The organism is Mesorhizobium zhangyense, assembly GCF_011045115.1.
In the GTDB taxonomy this organism is placed as follows: Bacteria; Pseudomonadota; Alphaproteobacteria; order Rhizobiales; family Rhizobiaceae; genus Mesorhizobium_M; species Mesorhizobium_M zhangyense.
Genome location: NZ_JAAKZG010000001.1, coordinates 92537 through 112554, shown reverse-complemented (window position 1 = coordinate 112554; position 20018 = coordinate 92537). Strand labels below are relative to the sequence as shown.

Genomic DNA, 20018 nt, shown 5'->3' with positions numbered 1-20018 from the left:
TCACCGCCCTCGCCTTTTAGACAGAACAGGAGACTGGCGCGCGGATGGAAAACGTCTGGACGCTGCTCAGCTGGGGACCAGAAGGTTGGAGTGACGACATCGCCTGGGGCGTTCTCGTCACGGTCTCGCTCGGGCTCGCCACGCTTCCGGTCGGTCTGCTCATCGGCTTTCTGGTGGCGCTCGCCAAACAATCGCCCGAGCCGTCGCTGCGGCTCGCCGGCAATGTCTACACCACCATCTTTCGCGGCCTGCCCGAACTGCTGACGCTGTTCCTCGTCTTCTATGGCGCGCAGATCGGCCTTCAGCAGTTGCTTCATCTGATTAGTCCCGGCACCAATATCGAGATCAACAGCTTCGTTGCCGGCATGGTGGCGCTGGGCGTGGTCTTTTCCTCCTACGCCAGCGAGGTTTTTCTCTCGGCCTTCCGCGCCATCCCGCAGGGGCAATATGAGGGCGGCTATTCGATCGGCCTTTCCAAGGGCCAGACGATGCGGCTGGTGGTGCTGCCGCAGCTGATCAAGATCGCCCTGCCCGGCCTCGCCAATCTCTGGCTGATCCTGCTCAAGGACACGTCGCTCGTCTCGGCCATCGGCCTTGCCGACATATTGCGCCAGAGCGGCATTGCCGCGCGTGTCACCAAGCAGGCTTTCCTGTTCTTCGGCTTCGCCTGCATGATCTATCTGGTGCTGGCCATAATCTCGTCCTTCGGCATCAATGCCATCGAACGCTGGGCCGGCCGCAAGGAGGCGCAGCGATGAGCGCCGTCACCGAAACCAGCACCGACGTCGACCGCCCGCCGGCCATTCCCAGGCCATGGACTGCCGCGCGCATAACCGGGCACGTCTTCATCGTGCTGTGGCTGATGCTCGGCGTCGCCATGGTGGGCTATCTCGTCAACGCCTGGAACCCGGACCTTTTCGAGAAATACGCGCCCTATTATCTGTCCGGCCTGCTGGTAACCATCAAACTGGTGGCGGTCTCGATCGTACTCGGCGCGCTGCTTTCGATACCGATCGCCTATGCGCGCATGTCGAAGAACAAGCTGCTGAACGCCCTGGCCTATGCCTATGTCTATTTCTTCCGCGGCACGCCGCTGCTGGCGCAAACGTTCCTGATCTATTACGGCCTCGGCTCGTTCCGGCCGCAGCTTGAAGCCGTCGGCTTGTGGACCTTCTTCCGCGATGCCTGGTATTGCGCGGTCTTCGCCTTCTCGCTGAACACCGCAGCCTATCAGGCCGAAATCCTGCGCGGCGCCATCGAAAGCGTGCCGAAGGGCCAGTGGGAGGGCGCGGAGTCGCTCGGGCTGCACAAGTACCAGATCCTGCGCAAGATCGTGCTGCCGCAGGCGCTGATCGTTGCGCTGCGCCCCTATGGCAACGAGATCATCCTGATGATCAAGGGCTCGGCGATCGTCGCCATCATCACCGTCTACGACCTGATGGGCGAAACGCGCCGCGCCTATTCGCGCACCTTCGATTTCCAGACCTACCTCTGGGCCGCACTGATCTACCTGTCGATGGTCGAGACGCTGCGCCACGGCATCGAATGGATCGAGCGGCGCATCACCAAACATTTGAAGCGCTGAAATCGGCCGGCGCGCCGCAATTTTATTGACGCAGCGGCAATTCCCTTTACGACGGCTTCACCACTGACGCCTATGCTCGGCGTCATACGGGGTGCAGCGGCCGAATGGCTTTTCAGATCGATCTCAACACGTTGATGCTTTGCTCCATGCTGGTGACGTCCACCTGCGGAGTGCTGTTCCTGCTCGAGGCGTGGCGGCGGCGCGAAATCGCCTCCAGCCTGTGGTGGGGCATCGGCTTTGCCTGCTCGACCATTTCGCTCCTCTTCTACATCGCCTCGTCGGCCCCTCACCTCGATTGGCTGGGTCCCGTCGGCAATGGTTTCGTCGTGGCAACCATGTCCTTCATCTGGGTTGGCGCGCGCTCCTTCAATGGGCGTTCGAGCGCGGTTGTTCCGGCACTCGCCGGACCTTGCCTGGTCATCTTGGTGCCGCTCCTGATGTCCCGGCCGCTCGAAGCCTGGAGCGGCGCAGTACTGTTTTTCTTCGTATTCTCGTTCTACAGCCTGATGACCGGCTTCGAATTCTGGCGCGGCGGTGCCAATCGCTATCAGAACGCCCTGATCCTGGCCGTGACCAGCAGTTTCAACGGCCTGTACTATGCCGGGCGCGGCGGGGTGCTCTGGCTGACGAGCCCGGACCATCCGTTCTTCACTGCCTATTTCGGTTCCAAGGTGGCCACCATCGAGGTGATGCTGCTGATCCTGATTTCCAGCTTCACCCTTGTTGCACTCGGCCGCGAACAGACCGAAATGGCACTGCGCCGCGCCGCTACCCATGACGGGCTGACCGACGTTCTCAACCGGCGCGAATTCGTCCAACGGGCGGAACAGTCGCTGCAACGCCTTGCAGTCACCCGCGCACCGGCGACCGTGCTGATCATGGATCTCGATTTCTTCAAGAAGATCAACGACACCTACGGCCACCCCGTGGGCGACCAGGTGCTGGTTATGTTCGCGGCCATGGCCAAGAGCACAATTCGTGCGAGCGATCTGCTGTGCCGCCATGGCGGCGAGGAGTTCGTCGTCTTCCTGCCCGGCGTCGGCCAGAGGCGGGCGATCGATATTGCAGAGAATATCCGCGCGCGCTGCGCCGAGATCGCGATTGTCACCGAACGCGGCACGCTGCGGCCGACCATCAGCATCGGCGTTGCGTCCGCCCCGTTCTCCGAGCGTGATCTGCCGTCGCTGATCGCCGAGGCCGACGAAGCCCTCTATCTGGCCAAATCCGAGGGCCGCAATCGCGTCGCCACGGCTGCCCGCGCCGCCTGAGCCAATCCTTCATCCTTGACGAATCTGCTCCATCGCGTACAGCGCCGCGCGTCCAATTGAACGCGCAAAGGACGCTGTAACACTCTGAGTCGGCGCATAATCCTTTCCAAAAATCGATTCCGATTTTTGGGGTTATGCGCTAGACCTGACGCCCACGGTTTTCGTTGGGACTGAAAGGTTGGAATAATGGCGTCAGTGGCATTCCTGGGACTTGGCGTGATGGGCTACCCGATGGCAGCGCATCTCAAGAACAAGGGCGGGCATGACGTCACCGTCTACAACCGCAGCGTCGCCAAGGCGCAGAAATGGGTCGGCGAGCATGGCGGCAGCCACGCAGCAACGCCGCGCGAGGCAGCCAGGGACAAGGACTTTGTTTTCTCCTGCGTCGGCAATGACGACGATTTGCGCAGCGTCACCATCGGCCCGGACGGGGCCTTCCAGTCGATGAAGAAAGGCGCGATCTATATCGACAACACCACGGCCTCGGCGGAAGTCGCACGCGAACTCGGCGAGAAAGCTTCAGAGCTCGGCATCTCCTTCCTCGACGCGCCGGTTTCCGGCGGTCAAGCCGGTGCAGAGAACGGCGCGCTGACCGTCATGGTCGGCGGCGATCAGGATGTCTTCGACAAGGCCAAGCCGGTGATCGACGCCTATGCCAAAATGGTCGGGCTGATGGGTCCGACGGGCGCCGGCCAGCTTACCAAGATGATCAACCAGATCTGCATCGCCGGACTGGTTCAGGGTCTGGCCGAGGGCATCCACTTCGGCAAGAAAGCCGGGCTCGACATCGAAAAGGTGGTCGAAGTGATTTCCAAAGGCGCTGCCGGCTCCTGGCAGATGGAAAACCGTCACAAGACGATGAACGCCGGCAAATATGATTTCGGCTTCGCCGTCGACTGGATGCGCAAGGACCTCGGCATCTGCCTCACCGAGGCCGACCGCAACGGCGCATCGCTTCCCGTCACGGCACTTGTCGACCAGTTCTACAAGGATGTGCAAGGCATGGGCGGCAAGCGCTGGGACACGTCCTCGCTGCTGGCACGACTGGAGAAATAGGCGCAGACGCCATGGCCGAGCTTTCGGCGAACTCCAGCGCTGCGGAAATCATCGCGCATTTGCGCTCGATCGGTTCGGAAGAAAATCGCCGTGGGATGCTGCGCTATGGCATCAAAATCGATCGTGCGCTCGGCATCTCGCACGGCGTGCAGCGACAGATCGCCAGGCAGATCAAGCGAAACCATGAACGCGCCTTCGAGCTTTGGGAGAGCGGTATCATGGAGGCGCAGTTCATCGCTTCCGTGACGGCCGACCCGAAGCGCTTTACCGCTGAAAATGCAAGGCGTTGGGCTGCGAGCTTCGACTCCTGGGATATCGTCGATGGCGTCTCCGACCTCTTCGTCGACACGGATTGCTGGCGCGAACTGATCGAGGAATTCGCGGCAGATGATCGCGAATTCGTCCGCCGGACCGCCTTTGCCATGATGGCCTGGTCGGTCGTCCATCGGAAGAAGGAGCCGGACGCGACTTTCCTCGATTTCCTGCGGCTGGTCGAGGCTCACGCCACCGACAGCCGCAATTTCGTGAAGAAGGCCGTGAACTGGGCACTTCGCTCGATGGGCAAGCGCTCGTTCGCCTTGCACGGGCCGGTGCTCGTAATGGCCGAAAAGCTCGCGGCCTCGCCCGACAAGACGACACGTTGGATCGGCAAGGATGCGGTCAAGGAATTGACCGGGCCCAAAACGCTGGAACACCTGCAACGCAAGGCGGACGCGAAATGAGCGGCCAGGCGCAGCGCTTCGGCATAACAGGCCAATCGCGCCTTTGCTTATTGACCCGACCTTCCCGAGCGATTTTACTCAGGCTCATGCCCGTGGAGTGTAGCCGTTGAATTTTGTTCTCAGATCAGCCGTCGCGGCTGCCGCCACACTTCTGGCATTCAGTGCGAACGCCGCCTCGCCAGCCACGACCATTTTCTGGAAAGATCTCCGGCCAGCGGGGCAACAGGCCGCCGAAGGCCCGGGATTGCCCATGGTCGCTGCAAAAATGCCGGACCATGGCGAAACGCTTTCTACGAATCTGGACGGAAAGACGGTGACACTGACCGGCTACGCGCTGCCGGTCGATCGCGATGGCGATCTTGTTTACCAGTTCCTGCTCGTCCCCTGGACCGGCGCGTGCAGCCATATGCCAACACCGCCGCCGAACCAGATCGTTCTCGTCACCATGCCCAAGCCCTACAAACTGGCGAAAGCCTACGAGGCCGTATCGGTAACCGGCACGCTGAAGCCCAGCATGGAGAAGAGCCAGCTCTTCATTCTCGATGGCGTCTCGATCGTCCAGTCCGGTTACAGTTTCAGCAAGGCGGATGTCGCATCGGCCGAAACCGTGCCGGATGCGGTTGTGGTGCCGCAGGCCAACCCGTGGAGCTTCATGAAGAAGTGAAGCACGGCCGGGAGGCGCGAACCTCCCGGCAAGCTGTCATCAAGCGGCGTTGGAGCCGGATTCCTTGTCCAGCACCATATAATCCAGCGGCAGTTCGGTCGTGTATTTGATCTGCTCCATCGCGAATGCCGAGGACACGTCGCGAATCTCGATCTTGGCGATGAGCCGCTTGTAGAAGGCGTCGTAGGCCGAAATGTCCGGCACCACCACGCGCAGCAGATAGTCGACATCGCCGCTCATGCGATAGAATTCAATCACTTCCGGAAATTCCTGAATGACCTCCGAGAAGCGCCGCAGCCATTCGTGGCTGTGCGAATTGGTGCGTATCGACACGAAGACGGTGACGCGCGTGTTGATCTTTTCCGGATCGAGGATGGCCACGCGCCGCTTGATGACGCCCTCCTCCTCGAGCTTCTGGATGCGCCGCCAGCAAGGCGTCGTCGACAGGCCCACCTTTTTGGCGACATCGGCGACGGCAAGTGTCGCGTCTTCCTGAAGAAGGCGAAGAATTTTTCGATCAAGGCGGTCCATGATGGCTCCGTTAGAATATTATTCCGCCATAATCTCCCTAACGAAAGTATTTCACAAGAAAGGAATTCTCCGGGGACCGGGAATTTTTGCAAAGACATTGCAGGAATATCAGGAAATGCGATGCCGGATTTCCGATTTGAGGACAGGCAGCAATTCCATTTCAAACCACGGATTCTTTTTCAGCCAGCCCGTATTGCGCCACGAAGGGTGCGGCAGCGGGATGACGCGCGGCATCGTCGACGCGTCATGGATGGCGCGCCAGTCCCGCACCGTTTCGTTCAGCGACTCCTTGCGCGCCACGCCCAGGTGCCAGCTCTGCGCATAAAGCCCGACTGCAAGAACGAGATCGACCTGCGGCATCAGATCGATCAGCCTTTGCCGCCATGCTGGCGCGCATTCGCGGCGGGGCGGCAGGTCGCCGCCCTTGGCATCCTGCCCCGGAAAGCAGAAGCCCATCGGCACGATGGCGAAGTTTTGCGCGTCGTAGAACTGGGCGCGCGTCACGCCGAGCCAGTCGCGCAGCCGGTCGCCCGAGCGGTCGTCGAACGGCAAGCCACTGGCATGGACCTTCGTGCCGGGCGCCTGCCCCGCAATCAGGACGCGGGCGGACGTGGACGCCACCACGACCGGCCGCGGCTCATGCGGCAGGGGCCGGGCAAGCGGCTGCTCGACGCAGATGCGGCAGGCGCGGATTTCGGCGACAAGCCGGTCGAGCTCGGCGGGCACGGTCAGGCTTTGGCGCTCGGCCGGGCAGAAATCGCCTGATACCAGCGAATGATGTTGGTCAGCTCTTCAGGGACGGCAATGCGCGCCGGCTTCATGAAATCGACGGCAATCATGCCGGTGATGTCGGCAATGGAGAATTCGTCGCCGGCGGCAAATTCACGGTCAGCCAGTTCCCCATCGAGAATATTGAGGAATTCCAGTGCTTTGGGTTTGTTTGCTTCACCCCATTCGGGAACCTGCGGGATTTCCCACTCCTTCATCGCCGGGTGAATGTGGCGGAATGCCTGCGCCACGCAGCTGAGCAGGTTGAGCTCCATGCGCCGCTGCCACATCTCGACCTTGGCCCTGCCGAGCGCACCGCGCCCGAACAGCGCCGGCTCGGGATGAAGCTCCTCGAAATAGCGGCAGATGGCTACGGACTCGGTCAGGATCGTCCCATCGTCGAGTTCGAGCACAGGCAGGCGCTGCAGCGGGTTGCGCCGGGCGACCTCGTCGCCCTTATGTCCCATTGCACCCATATCGATGGGCACCAGCGGCACCTCGATGCCCTTCTCGGCCAGGAATACGCGGACCCGCCGCGGATTGGGCGCGCGCCCGCCATCATAAAGTTTCAATCCAACCTCCCTTTCAGTTTCGGCTTGCGACTATAGCGCGGCATCACGACAACCGAAGCATTTCCCGCAGCCAGTTGAGCATCGAACCGGCGCTGCCGTGATGCGGCTCTACCGGCATGCGATGCGTGTCACGCCATTCGCGCGGACGCTCGAATGTGCCGGCCCAGATGCCGATGCCCTTCTGGCGCGCTGCCTGCTCCAGATCGTCATAGTCGCCATAGGCGACCGCCCACCCCTGCTCCACCTGCGCGCGGTTGAGATCGACACCGCCGGCCGTGCAGACGCCAAGCAACCGGTTGTAGCGATCGCGCTCCCAGCCCGAACACGAAACGGATTTGCCCGCGACGAGCCGCGCAAGCGCTTCACGAGAGCGCCGCCCGCACGGATAGTCGGCGCCGTCCTTCTGGCAGGTCTGCGTGTATTCCGGCGCGTCGATGCCGAGCAGGCGGATGCGCTCGGCGCCGAGCGTAATCGAATCGCCATCGTTGACGATCGCCGAGCCGGTGGTCTGACGGGTTTCGACCCGGTCGAGGCGCGCGACGATGAGGACAATCAGCCCGAGAATCGCAAAGGCGAGGCAATAGTCCAGAAACTTCCGGAATGGGCTGCGCGGCGGGGTGTAGCGCCGCCTACGCGACCAGTTCCGCGACATTCGAGTCATATGGCAAACAAACTCTTAATCATTCCGGCCTAGTCTGCGGTTTGTAATCATTGCTCGCGTAAGTTGAAGACATTCATGCCGTTGCTGCGCTCTAACACGGCGGACAAATTCATTGTGGACCGCAGGAAACCGCACCGCAACAGCGATGTCGCGCGCGCGGTGCGCAAAACGCGTGACCGGCTTTCGCACCGGCCCGGCGCGCTTGCCTTCGACCGCGAACTGCTGAAACTTCACGCCAATGCGATGGTGGGCAGCGCGACCGCCATTCCGCTGCTGGTTCTCGCAATAACCGCCACCGGAATTTTCATCGGCATGCGCGGCGAGATCATGGTCTGGGCGCTGCTGACAATGATCTGCTATGCGGGACTGGCGCTCTATGCGCACCGCGTCGAAAAATCAGAGACGACCAAGCTCGAAACCGCACGGACCACGCGAAACTTCCTGATCGGGCATTTCATCACCGGTCTCGGCTGGGCCTATTTCGCGGCAATCAACTGCAACGAATGCCAGGTCGACCAGTTTCCCATCGTCAAGGCCGTCGTGCTGCTGCTGGCGATGGCAGCCACCGCGCTGATCGCTTCGTCCCTGCGCGGCGCGCTGCTCACCACGTTCGCATTGCCGGTTGCGGTCTATGCCGCGTTCGGCGTTACCGAGCCGGACCCTGCCGATCTCGTCATGCTGGCGCTGCTGGCGTTGTCGTTGCCCTTCTTCGTCTATGTCGCCAGCCGCCTGAACCGCTCGTCGGTGATGCTGCTTTCCTTCCGCTCCGAAAAGGACGGGCTGATCGCCGAGCTGGAAACCGCCAAATCCATGTCGGACGAGGCACGCCGCCGCGCCGAAGAGGCCAATCTCGCCAAGTCACGCTTTCTTGCCTCGATGAGCCACGAATTGCGGACGCCGCTGAATGCCATTCTCGGTTTTTCCGAAGTGATGTCGAACGAGGTTCTGGGGCCGATGCAGAACCCGACCTACCGCGACTATGCCCGCGATGTGCACGATTCCGGCCAGCATTTGCTCGACCTCATCAACGAAATCCTCGACCTGTCACGCATCGAGGCCGGCCGCTACCAGCTCAACGAGGAACCGGTGCGCCTTCTCTACATCGTCGAGGAATGCTGCCACCTGATGGAACTGAAGGCCTATAACAAGAACCTGAAGGTGATCCAGGAGTTTGAGCCGGAGCTGCCGCGCCTGTTCGCCGACGAGCGCGCCGTGCGCCAGATCACGCTGAACCTTCTGTCCAATGCGATCAAGTTCACCTCATCCGGCGGCGAAATCCGCGTGCGCGTCGGCTGGACGGCGGGTGGCGGGCAATACATTTCAGTGAAGGACAACGGCCCCGGTATTCCGGCCGAAGAAATCCCGGTGGTGCTGTCAGCCTTCGGCCAGGGTTCGATCGCCATCAAAAGCGCAGAACAGGGAACCGGGCTCGGCCTGCCGATCGTCCAGGGCCTGCTGGAGATGCATGGCGGCGAGTTCCAGCTTCACTCCAAGCTGCGCGTGGGCACGGAAGCCATCGCCATCTTCCCGGCGTCGCGGGTCATGGAAGTCCTGCCGGCGCTGCCGACGAAGGCGGCGGTGGCAGTTGGTGGGCGCAGACGCTAACCTCCCAAGGTGGAAAATCAGCGCCTCTAAAGTGCGGCAGCCATGCCGGTGCTGCACAGCGCCGCCGCCTTGACCATTCCGGCGGCGAGCGCACCGCCCGCCCCTTCGCCATGGCTGACGCCGAGATCGAGCAAGGGCCGCATCCCGAGCTTCTCGACAGCCTTCGCATGGCTCGGTTCGGGCGAAAGCTGCGCGATCACACAATGATCCAAGGCGCCCGGCTGAATTGCGTAAAGCACGGAGGCTGCTGCGGTTGCGGCAAAGCCATCAAGGATGACCGGGATACGCTCCATTCGCGCGGCGATGATGGCGCCGGCGATGGCCGCGAACTCGCGCCCGCCGACACGGCGCAGCACCTCGAACGGGTCTTTCAAGTGGCCGGCATGCACGGCAAGGGCTGCGTCCACCACCTCCGCCTTGCGGGCAATCATAGCTGCATCGGCACCCGAACCCGGCCCGACCCAATCCGCACCGGTACCGCCATGGAGAGCTGCAAGAATCGCAGCGGCGACAGTCGAGTTGCCGACACCGAGATCGCCGATGGTGAGAAGGTCCGTGCCGGCGATGGCCTCCATGCCGAACGCCATGGTGGCCGCGCAGCCGCGCTCGTCGAGGGCAGCTTCCCGAGAGATGTCGGCGGTCGGCAGATGCAGCGCGAGGTCGAAGACCTTCAGGCCGATATCGTAGGCCAGGCAGATCTGGTTGATCGCCGCCCCACCGGCGGCGGTGAGCTCGACCGCCCGCGCGGTCGCTTCCATAGTGCGTGGCGAGATGTTCTGTTCAACGACGCCGTGGTTACCGGCAAAAATCGCAACCAGCGGCCGGTTCACCGCAGGCGGTCGTCCGGTCCACGTCGCCAACCACACTGCGAGGTCTTCCAGCCTGCCGAGCGAACCTCTCGGCTTGTCGGCGCGGTCGAACTGATCCCGCACGCGTTCGCCAGCCGCCGCGTTGCCGGCCGGCAGTTTCGTCAGCAATGTGCGAAAATCGTCGAAGGGAAGCGCGCTGGTCATGTCGTAAATGTCCGCTAAAATCGTCGTCGGCTGCGGCATAGCCGCGATGGCCGCGTGGCACAATGGGCCAAGGGCCTGGGGCTTGCATTGGCGATCCGTCTGGCCCATCTGGAAAGGACAACGGGAATCCGAAATGGCGGCGATCGAATCACCGTGCATCCTTGTCTGCTCGATGGACATGAAAACCGGCTATTGCTTCGGTTGCGGGCGCACGCGCGACGAAATCTCCGCCTGGCTCGACATGACGCCGGTGCAGCGCCGCGAGGTGATGGCGCTTCTGCCGGCGCGGCTCGAAACGGTCGAGCGGCGGCCTCGCCGCGAAACGCGGCGCACGCGCATGGCGCGAGAACGCGGCCAGGTGATTTGACTGCATGAGCCGTTCGATCTGGATCATTCTTGGGGTTATGGCGGTCGGGCTGGTCCTGCTCGTGCTGAACGACATGAGCGGCGATGTTTCCGGCCTGTCCAGCGACACATTCGGCCGCGTACTCTATCTCGGCATTTTCGGCGCGGTGGTTGGCGCCGGCATCCTCGGCTCACGGCACCGTCTGGGTGACGTGGCCCGCAATCTGGCGCTGTGGCTGCTGGTGATCCTCGTGTTCATCGCAGGCTATCAGTATCGCTATGAATTGCAGGATATCGCCAGCCGCGTCACCGCCGGACTGGTGCCCGGCAGCCCGCTTTCGATCACCGACTCCGACGGACGCACGACGGTGACGCTGGAAAAAATGCCGAACGGCCATTTCGAAGCCCGGATTTCGGTGGATGGCGCGGCCATGCAGGTTCTGGTCGACACGGGCGCGACAAGCACCGTGCTGACGGCCAACGACGCCCGCCGCGCCGGCTTCGATCCTGAAACGCTCGCCTATACGATCCCGGTTTCGACCGCCAACGGCAACGCCACCGCGGCAAGGGTGACGGCCAAGGAACTGACGCTCGGCGCGATCACCCGGCGCAACGTGACGCTGCTGGTCGCCGCCCCCGGCATGCTCGACCAGAGCCTGCTCGGCATGAATTTCATCGGCACGCTGTCAGGCTTCGACATGCGCGGCGACCGCATGATCCTGCGGGACTGACGCCGTAAAATTTCAATCGGGAGGATTGGAATGAAGGTCAAGCGCATCGTAGCCAATATCGACACGCCGAATGTCGCCGCAGCCCGGCGCTTCTATCACGACATTCTCGGCCTCGACCTGCTGATGGATATCGGCTGGATCGCCACCTACGGCTCGCAGGAAGCAATGACCGTCCAGATCAGCTTTGCCGAGCAAGGCGGCTCGGGAACGCCGGTACCGGACCTTTCGATCGAGGTGGATGATTTGGATGAGGCGTTGGAGCGGGTGAAGAAAGCCGGCATTGCCGTGGAATATGGACCGGCCGACGAGCCTTGGGGCGTGAGGCGGTTTTATGTGCGCGATCCGTTTGGCAAGCTGGTGAACATTCTGGCGCATGCGGCTTGATTGAAGCGGCGTCTTGCGTGAACTCCCCCTCTCCGTCGCGCTTCGCGCGCCACCTCTCCCCCGCTTTGCGAGGGAGAGGAACCTAGATTCTGTGAGGTCGCGGCGTTTCAGGACTTGGGTTCCTCGCCCCGCCTGCGGGGAGAGGTGGCGCGCGAAGCGCGACGGAGAGGGGTAATCCGCAATCGCAAAAACTGCCGGTCCTATCAAGCCGCAGTCAGTTCCCGCCGCTCATAGATATGGTCGACGATACCCCAGTCGCGGGCTTCCTCGGCGGTCATGAAATAGTCGCGGTCCAGCGTGCGCTCGACCTCCTCCATGGTGCGCCCGCAATGCTTGGCGTAGAGCGCGTACATGCGCTTCTTGACCTTGATGATATCCTCGGCGTGGCGCTGGATGTCGGATGCCTGTCCCTGAAACCCGCCGGACGGCTGGTGCAGGATGATGCTGGCGTTGGGCAGCGCGATGCGCATTCCCGGCGCGCCGGCCATCAGGAGAAAAGAACCCATCGAGCCCGCCGTGCCCATGCAGACAGTGGAAACCGGGCTGTTGATGTACTGCATCGTATCGTAGATGGCGAAGCCGCTGGAGACCACGCCGCCCGGCGAGTTGATGTAGAGCGCGATCTCCTTTTTCGGATTGTCCGATTCCAGCGATAGAAGTTGCGCGCAGACCAGCGCCGAAACGTTGTCATCGATCGGCCCGTTGATGAAGATGATGCGCTCGCGCAGCAGCCGCGAAAAAATGTCGAAGGCGCGCTCGCCCCGGCTCGACTGCTCGATGACCATCGGCACGAGATTGGAAATTCCGCTCATGGTCGTTCTCCTGTGAAGATATCAGGCCGCCAACAACATGGAGGCGGGCCGGTTCGAATTGGCAGCAGCGATGGTCTTCGGTCGCGCGGCCGGGAGCGCCACGACGCGCGCCTCATGGGCAATGCGCAGATGCGTGCCGCCGACCGCGGTCCGCGTGAGTTCGAAGCTGACCGTGCTCGCCACGCCCTCGCGCTCGGCATCGCCATCGCGCCAGGAATAGCGGATGTGCCGGTGCGGCTCGATGTCGAGCACTTCGCACGAAACCTTGCCACCCACGCCCGGACCGCCTTCGAAGGAAAAGCGCGCGCCCTCCTCCGGGCGGATATCGTTGGGCAACAGCCAGGCGGAAAGCAGTTCCGGCACGGTCAGCGCGCGCCAGACCTTTTCCGGCGCATCCGGCAGGTTGCACTCCACGACGATTTCCTCACGGTCATGCGCACGGTCATTGCTCATTGGTCCATTCCCTTCAGCACGTCCTTCAGCCGTTCGACACGATCCGGCCAGAAATTGCGGTAGCGCTCGACCCATCCGGCAAGCGGCGACAGGCCTTCGGGCTCGACGCGATAGAACACGTTGCGCCCTTCCCGCCGCTCGGTCACCAGTCCGGCCTTGCGCAGCGCGGCCAGATGCTGGGAAACCGCCGGCTGCGAAATTTCAAAGCCCGCCTTGAGGTCGCCGACGCTCATCTCGCCGCCCGCCAGCCGCTCGAACACGGCGCGACGGGTGGGATCGGCAAGGGCGCGAAAGATTTCCGACTCGATCATGCCAAACATATAAGTAGATACTTATTGGATTGGCAAGCACAATTCCTGTCGGCGTTTGGCCGATGAAAATTCGGAGGAGCTGGGACTGGTCAGGCTGCCTGGCTGGCGCGCTCGAAATCGATCTCGGCAGAGGCCTGGCGCAACACATCCGGCCCGGCGCCCGGACGGGTGGCGTCGGTGGACAATATCTGGCGGAAGCGCCGCGCGCCGGGCATGCCATGGAACAACCCAACCATATGGCGCGTGACATGGCCGAGACGCCCGCCCTCAGCAATATGACGGCCGGCATAGTCGGCCATCGTCTCGATCAACGCGGCAAAGTCGAAATCGCGCGCGGCATCGCCATAGAGCGCGGCATCGGCATCGATGAGGACGCCGGGCGTGTGATAGGCGGCGCGGCCGAGCATGACGCCATCGACATGCTCCAGATGCCGGCTGCTTTCATCCAGTGTCTGAATACCGCCATTGATGCCGATGAATCGATTCGGATTTTTGGCCTTGAGCCGGTAGACGCGATCATAGTCGAGCGGCGGGATATCTCGGTTTTCCTTGGGGCTCAGCCCCTCCAGCCACGCCTTGCGCGCATGCACCCACAGCGCATCCGCGCCAGCTTCGAACACCCCGTCGGCCAGCGCATCCAGCGCCGGCTCGGGGTCCTGTTCATCGACACCGATACGGCATTTGACCGTGACCGGTATCTTCACCGCAGCCTTCATCGCCGCCGTGCAATCGGCAACCAGAGCCGGCGTCTTCATCAGGCAGGCGCCAAAAGTACCAGACTGCACGCGGTCGGACGGGCAGCCGACATTGAGGTTGATCTCGTCATAGCCGAACGCCTCGCCGACGCGCGCGGCCTCGGCCAGCTTTACCGGGTCGGAGCCACCAAGCTGCAGCGCAATCGGATGCTCCTGTGGCGAAAACCCAAGCAGCCGCTCGCGCGCACCATGAATGACGGCGTCGGCCACCACCATCTCAGTGTAGAGCAGTGCACGGCTGGTGAGTTGGCGATGGAAAAACCGGCAATGGCGGTCAGTCCAGTCCATCATGGGTGCAACGGAGAGTCTAACGTATTGGTATTTCATCGTTTTCTTTAACATCAAATCGTTAGGTCGTGCCGAGTGCACACGAATATAGGCCACAGTGCGACACTTTTTGGTACGTTTAGATGGCTGCCTCGGCGGCAAAGGGCAAGAGCCAGATCGGCGACCGACGCAGGATAAACTCGACAGGCTGATAACACATTTCGACGCAACCCTCATCAGATCATGCCGGTCGGCTGCATCATATGCACCTGAAGGTAAAGCGCTCCACGGTATGCTGGCGCGCGGGGCTCTACAATGAGCCGAACATACTTCATGCCATGGAGGCATCGGCCACCACACCATTTCTGGCTCTTTGGTGCCTGTTCGACACAACGCATTGAGGAGAATATCTGGAAGGCTTGCTAGCTCTCGTCTCCGGCCGTCAGCGGCGCGCCGGGGAGATAGAGCGAGATCGGCCGGATTTCATACACTGCAGTCGGATTGGCGCGACGCAGGTCGCGCGCCGCAGCGACGGCTGCCTCGATCGTCGGGAAATCGACAACATAGAAACCGAGCAACTGCTCCTTGGTCTCGGCAAAGGGGCCGTCGGTGACCAAACCGGCACCCTCCCCTCGCAAGGTCACAGCGCCTTGCGTCGGGCCGAGCCGTGCGGCCGGGCCCAAACGCTTTTCCCCGACGAGGCGATCATTGACCTGAAGCAGTTCGGCCATCAGTGTCTCATCCTCTTCTTTCGTCCAGGATTCGACCACTCCCTCCTCGTGATAAGCCAGGATGGCGTAGAACATGGATTGTCTCTCCCTGTTTCAGTCGATTTTCGCCAAACAAGCCGCATCGCGGATAATGCCGGAAGACCAGGCATATCCGACCATCATTGCCGCAGGCTTTAAATATCGGCCCCCCGAACAACCGCCGCCTCTTCCTCCAGCTTTCGATAAGGGAACAGCCGCCGAAGCGTCACGTAGAACACAGGTGTCAGGAACAGGCCGACGATCGTCACGCCAAGCATGCCCGAGAATACCGCCGTACCCAGCGATTGCCGCATTTCGGCGCCCGGGCCTGTGGCGATCATCAGCGGCACGACGCCCAGGATGAAGGCGAAGGCGGTCATCAGGATCGGCCTCAATCGCAGCCGTGCAGCTTCCACTGCCGCTTCGACCGCAGACGCGCCATGCTCCTGGCCCTGCCGGGCGAATTCGACGATCAGGATGGCGTTCTTGGCGGCAAGACCCACGAGAACGACCAGGCCGATCTGCACCAGCACATTGTTGTCCAGTCCGCGGAAGGCCACGCCAATCAGTGCCGCGAGCACGCCGAGCGGCACGATGAGCACGATCGCGAACGGCATGATCCAGCTCTCATATTGAGCAGACAGCGCAAGAAAGACGAACAGCACCGACAGCCCGAAGATCAGGATCGCCGTGTTGCCGGTCTGGCTTTCCTGCAAGGCAAGTTCCGTCCATTCGAACGATGTTCCTTGCGGTAGCGTTTCGGTAGCAACCTTCTCCATGGCCTTCAGCGCATCCCCGGTGGAGACGCCCGGCGCGGCGTTGCCCTGCACTGGCACGGAGACATACATGTTGTAGCGCTGCACCAGCGATGGTCCGGTCACGTCGCGGATCTCCACCAGCGTGCCCAGCGGTACCAGCGCGCCTGTAGCCGATCGGACCTTCAGCTTCAGAATGTCATCGCGCTCCAGGCGAAACGCCTGATCCGCCTGCGCCCGCACCTGATAAACCCGGCCGAACGCGTTGAAATCGTTGACATAAGCAGTACCGAGATTGATCGAGAGCGTCTCGAATATGTTGGGGATCGGCACATTCAGTATGCGCGCCTTGTCGCGATCGATCTCCAGGAAGAATTGCGGGCTCGAAGCCGAGAAGGTGGTGAACACACCCGTCAGACCCGCCGTCTGGTTGGCCTTGCCGGCAATCTCATAGGCAAGCGCCAGGATCGGTCGCATGTCGGCGCTGTTGCGCTCCTGCAGCATCATCTTGAAGCCACCCGAATTGCCGATGCCGGGCACTGGCGGCGGCGGCAAGGCGATGATGAATGCCTCCTGGATCGACTGCAGGCTGCCATACAGGTTGCCGATGATCTGTCCGGACGACTGCCCCTCTTTCAGCCTTTCCTCGAAGCTGTTGAAGGCCGCAAAAATCACGCCCGAATTGCTGGCGTTGGTGAAGGTCGCGCCGGAGAAGCCGGCAAATGCAACAGCGTTGGCGACGCCGGGCGTCTTCCTGATGATCTCCGATGCCTTCTGGACGACGGCGTCAGTTCTGCCCAGCGAAGAGCCTTCCGGCAATTGCACGACGACGATGGCGTATCCCTGGTCCATCTGCGGAATGAAACCGCGCGGCACCGTCTGCAGCATATAGACCGTGGCATAGATCAGAGCGGCAAAGACTAGCAGCATTGCAAGCAACGCAGTCCACGAACCGACGAGCAGATGCACCAGCTTGGCATAGCCATGCGAAAGCCTATCGAAGCCGTTGTTGAAGCCGTCCGCAAGTGCACGGCCCCACCGCGCCAGGAAGAAGTTTGAATGCTCGCCCTCGTGATGAGGCTTGAACAATGTGGCGGCCAGCGCCGGCGAAAGCGTCAGCGAATTGAAAGCGGAGATCGCCGTCGACACCGCGATGGTGATGGCAAACTGCAGGTAGAACTGACCGGAAATGCCGGGGATGAAGGCCGTCGGCACGAATACCGAAATCAGCACCAGCGAGATCGCAAGCACTGCGGTGCCCACTTCGTCCATAGTCCGATGGGCAGCGCGTCGCGGCGTCTGCCCCAGAGCGATGTTTCGCTCCACATTCTCGACCACAACGATTGCGTCGTCGACGACGATGCCGACCGCCAGCACGAGGCCAAAGAGCGTGAGCATGTTGAGCGAGAAGCCGAAGGCATAAAGGAACGCCAACGTACCGATCAAGGAGACCGGGATCGCCACAATGGGGACGATCGCCATGCGCCATGATTGCAGGAAGACAATGATGACGATGACGACCAGCAGTATCGCCTCGGCGATCGTCTTGTAGACCTCGTTGATCGACTCGGCGATGAACTCGGTCGGGTTGTAGACGATCTCGTAGGCGAGACCTTTCGGGAAATCCGCCGCCAGATCGGCAACGGTTTTCTGGATTTCGTCGGCCGCTGCCAGCGCATTCGTTCCGGGCCGCTGGAAAATGCCGAGCGCCACTGCCTGCTTGCCGTTGAGATAGGAATTGGTGACATAGTCCTTGGCGCCGAGTTCGATACGCGCCACATCCTCTAGCGAGATCAGGCGGCCCTCGGTCGACTTGACGATGACGTAGCGAAAATCGCGCGCGTCCTCGAAGCGCCCTTGCGTCGTCACCGTGTATTGAAAGGCCGATCCGCCCGTGACTGGTGGTGCGCCGATCGAACCGCCGGAAACCTGCACGTTCTGCTCGCGCAATGCCTCGACCACATCGCCGGCTGTCATGCCATATGACGACAGTTTCTCCGGGTCGAGCCAGATGCGCAGCGCATATTCGCGTTCGCCGAAGATGATGACGTCGCCGACGCCATCCAGCCGCAACAGCACGTCGCGAATGCGCGTGCGCGCATAGTTCGAGACGTAGAGCTGGTCGTAGGTGTCGTCCGGCGACAGCATGTGCACGACCATCATGAGGTCGGGCGAACTCTTTGCGGTTGTCACGCCGAGCCGCCGAACCTCTTCCGGCAGGCGCGGCTCAGCCACCGAGACGCGGTTCTGCACCAGCACCTGGGCCTGATCGAGGTCGGTGCCGATCTCGAAGGTGATGGTCAATGCCATCGCGCCGTCCTCCGACGAGTAGGACGACATGTAGAGCATGTTCTCGACGCCGTTGATTTCCTGCTCGATCGGCGTGGCAACCGTTGCGGCGACTGTTTCGGCATCGGCGCCGGGATAGGCGGCGCGCACCACGATCGTTGGCGGGGCGATCTCGGGATACTGGGCGACCGGAAGCTGCGTGTAGGCAATGCCGCCGACAATCAGAAGCACGATCGAAAGGACCGCAGCGAAGATCGGGCGGTCGACGAAGAAATGAGAGAACCTCATTGCGGTTGCCCTTCGGCCTTGGGCGGCAAGGTGATCGTTTCGGGCTTGACGGTGACGCCCGGGCGCACACGCACGAGCCCATTGACCACCACGGTTTCATCGCCCGTCAGGCCTTCGCGGATGACGCGGTAGCCATCGATGCGCGGGCCGGTGCGGACAGGCTTGGTCGAAACCAGGCCCGCCTGATCCACGACAAAGACTATGCGGCGGTTCTGATCGGCGCCGATCGCCTCATCCGGCAGCAGAACGCCGGGATGCGGCAACGAGCCCGGCACATTGATGCGGCCGAACATGCCCGGCTGCAGCATCCCTTCCTTGTTGTCAAAGCGGGCGCGGGCGCGCATCGTGCCGGTCGCCTCGTCCAGCCGATTCTCGGCAAAGTCCAGCTTGCCTTTGACGGCTGCCTCGTTCTGGTCGGCCACGCGCACCGAAACGTCTATGCCGCCTCCCCCTTCCTGAATGGAGCCGCCGCGCTGGCGCGCGTCGCGGGCATAGGAAAAGTACGCCCGCTCATCGATGTCGAAATAGAAGTCGATGGGGTCAAGTGCGACGATCGTGGTGAGCAGGGTCGAGTCCGGCTGGACGAGATTGCCTTGCGAGACCAGCCGCCGGCCGATGCGGCCCGATAGCGGCGATTTGATCTCGGTGAATTCCATGTTGAGGCTGGCGGTGCGCAATGCGGCCTCGGCGCCCTGGTGCTGGGCCTGCGCGGAGAGGAACTCGCGCCGGCGGTCGTCGAGTACAGACGCTGAAAGATTGCCGGACTTTGCCAGTTGCTCGGCCCGGTCCAGTTGCGTCTTGGAGAATTCGAGCAGGCTCGTCGCCACATCCACCTGCGACTTCGCCGCGTCGTAGGCGGCCTGGTAAGGGCGCTGGTCTATGGTGAAAAGCGGATCGCCTTTCGCCACCATCTGGCCGTCACGGAAATGCACTTCGGCCAGATAGCCGGCGACGCGCGAGCGGATTGCGACATCGTCGATTGCATCGAAGCGCCCGACGAATTCGTCGTCTTCGACGATATCGCGCACAACCGGCTTGGCGACGGTCACCGTCGGCGGTTCCTGCTGCTGGGCAGAGGCGCCGGATACGCAGAGAAGCAAGCCCGCGCCCATCAAAGCCCCCAGCGCATCGCGCCATGACGGCCTTCCTCGACACGCAGTGGAAAGGGAGGACAATCTGCCTGCTATGCTTTCCATCGGACACCCCTCATGTGACCTCTGCAAGTTATATCGATTTAAATAGCAAGAGAGGCGCAAAGCAAGTACCTGCCCGCAAGACAAGCATAGTTCCCGGCAACGGCTGCAGCGCAATCCCCGATTGCGGTTTAACTCCTCTATCGAAAAAGATGATGGGCCGGGCCGGGCGCCCACTGACTATCGCTTCTGAAGCGGGTGTTCAGGCTCGAACAACTGAAGTTCTTCTGGCCGACAGTGA

22 protein-coding genes are annotated in these 20018 nt (G+C 62.0%); 10 read left to right on the top strand and 12 right to left on the bottom strand.

The features are described from left to right. Positions 1–44: 44 nt before the first annotated feature. From G6N74_RS00550 to G6N74_RS00525, 6 genes are all read left to right on the top strand, one after another. Entirely contained in the window at positions 45–758 is a 714-nt protein-coding gene (locus tag G6N74_RS00550) for an ABC transporter permease (RefSeq protein ID WP_165113189.1), read from the top strand. Continuing rightward, a complete protein-coding gene (locus G6N74_RS00545) occupies positions 755–1585 on the top strand; it encodes an ABC transporter permease (RefSeq protein ID WP_165113187.1) in 831 nt (276 codons plus the stop codon). Before G6N74_RS00550 ends, G6N74_RS00545 begins: the two co-directional genes overlap by 4 nt. A gap of 104 nt (positions 1586–1689) precedes the next feature. Further along, positions 1690–2853 carry a GGDEF domain-containing protein gene (locus tag G6N74_RS00540; protein WP_165113185.1) on the top strand — a complete coding sequence of 388 codons (1164 nt, stop codon included), beginning with the start codon at positions 1690–1692 and terminating at the stop codon, positions 2851–2853. 186 nt (positions 2854–3039) lie between these two features. Further along, positions 3040–3909, top strand: a complete 870-nt coding sequence (locus G6N74_RS00535; protein ID WP_165113183.1) for an NAD(P)-dependent oxidoreductase — start codon at positions 3040–3042, stop codon at positions 3907–3909. A gap of 11 nt (positions 3910–3920) precedes the next feature. Continuing rightward, entirely contained in the window at positions 3921–4631 is a 711-nt protein-coding gene (locus G6N74_RS00530; protein WP_165113181.1) for a DNA alkylation repair protein, read from the top strand. A gap of 250 nt (positions 4632–4881) precedes the next feature. Further along, on the top strand, positions 4882–5295 hold the full coding sequence (locus tag G6N74_RS00525; protein ID WP_246245600.1) for a DUF3299 domain-containing protein: 414 nt from the start codon (positions 4882–4884) through the stop codon (positions 5293–5295). Positions 5296–5334: 39 nt separating this feature from the next. Here the strand turns inward: G6N74_RS00525 and G6N74_RS00520 are convergent, their stop codons facing one another. The 4 genes from G6N74_RS00520 to G6N74_RS00505 form a co-directional block, all read right to left on the bottom strand. Beyond that, entirely contained in the window at positions 5335–5826 is a 492-nt protein-coding gene (locus tag G6N74_RS00520; RefSeq protein WP_091912597.1) for an Lrp/AsnC family transcriptional regulator, read from the bottom strand. 108 nt (positions 5827–5934) lie between these two features. After that, entirely contained in the window at positions 5935–6552 is a 618-nt protein-coding gene (locus G6N74_RS00515; protein ID WP_165113177.1) for a uracil-DNA glycosylase family protein, read from the bottom strand. Between the two features lie 2 nt (positions 6553–6554). Further along, complete coding sequence (locus tag G6N74_RS00510) at positions 6555–7166, bottom strand: glutathione S-transferase (RefSeq protein WP_165113175.1); 612 nt, start codon at positions 7164–7166, stop codon at positions 6555–6557. Between the two features lie 43 nt (positions 7167–7209). After that, a complete protein-coding gene (locus tag G6N74_RS00505; RefSeq protein WP_165114375.1) occupies positions 7210–7818 on the bottom strand; it encodes a thermonuclease family protein in 609 nt (202 codons plus the stop codon). Positions 7819–7902: 84 nt separating this feature from the next. Here G6N74_RS00505 and G6N74_RS00500 point away from each other — a divergent pair, with 84 nt between their 5' ends. After that, the gene (locus G6N74_RS00500; protein ID WP_165113173.1) at positions 7903–9432 is read left to right on the top strand and encodes a sensor histidine kinase; all 1530 of its coding nucleotides are present in this window, start codon (positions 7903–7905) and stop codon (positions 9430–9432) included. A gap of 26 nt (positions 9433–9458) precedes the next feature. Here the strand turns inward: G6N74_RS00500 and G6N74_RS00495 are convergent, their stop codons facing one another. After that, entirely contained in the window at positions 9459–10445 is a 987-nt protein-coding gene (locus G6N74_RS00495; protein ID WP_165113171.1) for a nicotinate-nucleotide--dimethylbenzimidazole phosphoribosyltransferase, read from the bottom strand. 133 nt (positions 10446–10578) lie between these two features. Here G6N74_RS00495 and G6N74_RS00490 point away from each other — a divergent pair, with 133 nt between their 5' ends. From G6N74_RS00490 to G6N74_RS00480, 3 genes are read left to right on the top strand one after another with little or no spacing between them, the layout of a single operon-like run. After that, positions 10579–10812 carry a DUF1289 domain-containing protein gene (locus tag G6N74_RS00490; RefSeq protein ID WP_165113169.1) on the top strand — a complete coding sequence of 78 codons (234 nt, stop codon included), beginning with the start codon at positions 10579–10581 and terminating at the stop codon, positions 10810–10812. 4 nt (positions 10813–10816) lie between these two features. Next, positions 10817–11521, top strand: coding sequence for a TIGR02281 family clan AA aspartic protease (locus G6N74_RS00485; RefSeq protein WP_165113167.1), 705 nt, complete (start codon positions 10817–10819; stop codon positions 11519–11521). 30 nt (positions 11522–11551) lie between these two features. Beyond that, positions 11552–11905 (top strand): VOC family protein, encoded by a 354-nt coding sequence (locus G6N74_RS00480; RefSeq protein ID WP_165113165.1) that lies wholly within the window; start codon positions 11552–11554, stop codon positions 11903–11905. A 203-nt stretch (positions 11906–12108) separates the two neighbouring features. Here the strand turns inward: G6N74_RS00480 and G6N74_RS00475 are convergent, their stop codons facing one another. From G6N74_RS00475 to G6N74_RS00445, 7 genes are all read right to left on the bottom strand, one after another. Then, entirely contained in the window at positions 12109–12717 is a 609-nt protein-coding gene (locus tag G6N74_RS00475) for an ATP-dependent Clp protease proteolytic subunit (protein ID WP_091912581.1), read from the bottom strand. Positions 12718–12738: 21 nt separating this feature from the next. Next, positions 12739–13170 carry an SRPBCC family protein gene (locus G6N74_RS00470; RefSeq protein WP_165113163.1) on the bottom strand — a complete coding sequence of 144 codons (432 nt, stop codon included), beginning with the start codon at positions 13168–13170 and terminating at the stop codon, positions 12739–12741. Then, a complete protein-coding gene (locus G6N74_RS00465; protein ID WP_091912860.1) occupies positions 13167–13481 on the bottom strand; it encodes an ArsR/SmtB family transcription factor in 315 nt (104 codons plus the stop codon). The genes G6N74_RS00470 and G6N74_RS00465 overlap by 4 nt, the downstream gene beginning before the upstream one ends. An 89-nt stretch (positions 13482–13570) precedes the next feature. Then, positions 13571–14563, bottom strand: coding sequence for a tRNA dihydrouridine(20/20a) synthase DusA (gene dusA, locus G6N74_RS00460; protein ID WP_165113161.1), 993 nt, complete (start codon positions 14561–14563; stop codon positions 13571–13573). Positions 14564–14925: 362 nt separating this feature from the next. Beyond that, entirely contained in the window at positions 14926–15309 is a 384-nt protein-coding gene (locus G6N74_RS00455) for a YciI family protein (protein ID WP_165113159.1), read from the bottom strand. A gap of 98 nt (positions 15310–15407) precedes the next feature. Next, a complete protein-coding gene (locus G6N74_RS00450) occupies positions 15408–18584 on the bottom strand; it encodes an efflux RND transporter permease subunit (protein WP_165113157.1) in 3177 nt (1058 codons plus the stop codon). Next, the gene (locus tag G6N74_RS00445; RefSeq protein ID WP_165113155.1) at positions 18581–19696 is read right to left on the bottom strand and encodes an efflux RND transporter periplasmic adaptor subunit; all 1116 of its coding nucleotides are present in this window, start codon (positions 19694–19696) and stop codon (positions 18581–18583) included. The genes G6N74_RS00450 and G6N74_RS00445 overlap by 4 nt, the downstream gene beginning before the upstream one ends. Positions 19697–20018 lie beyond the last annotated feature (322 nt).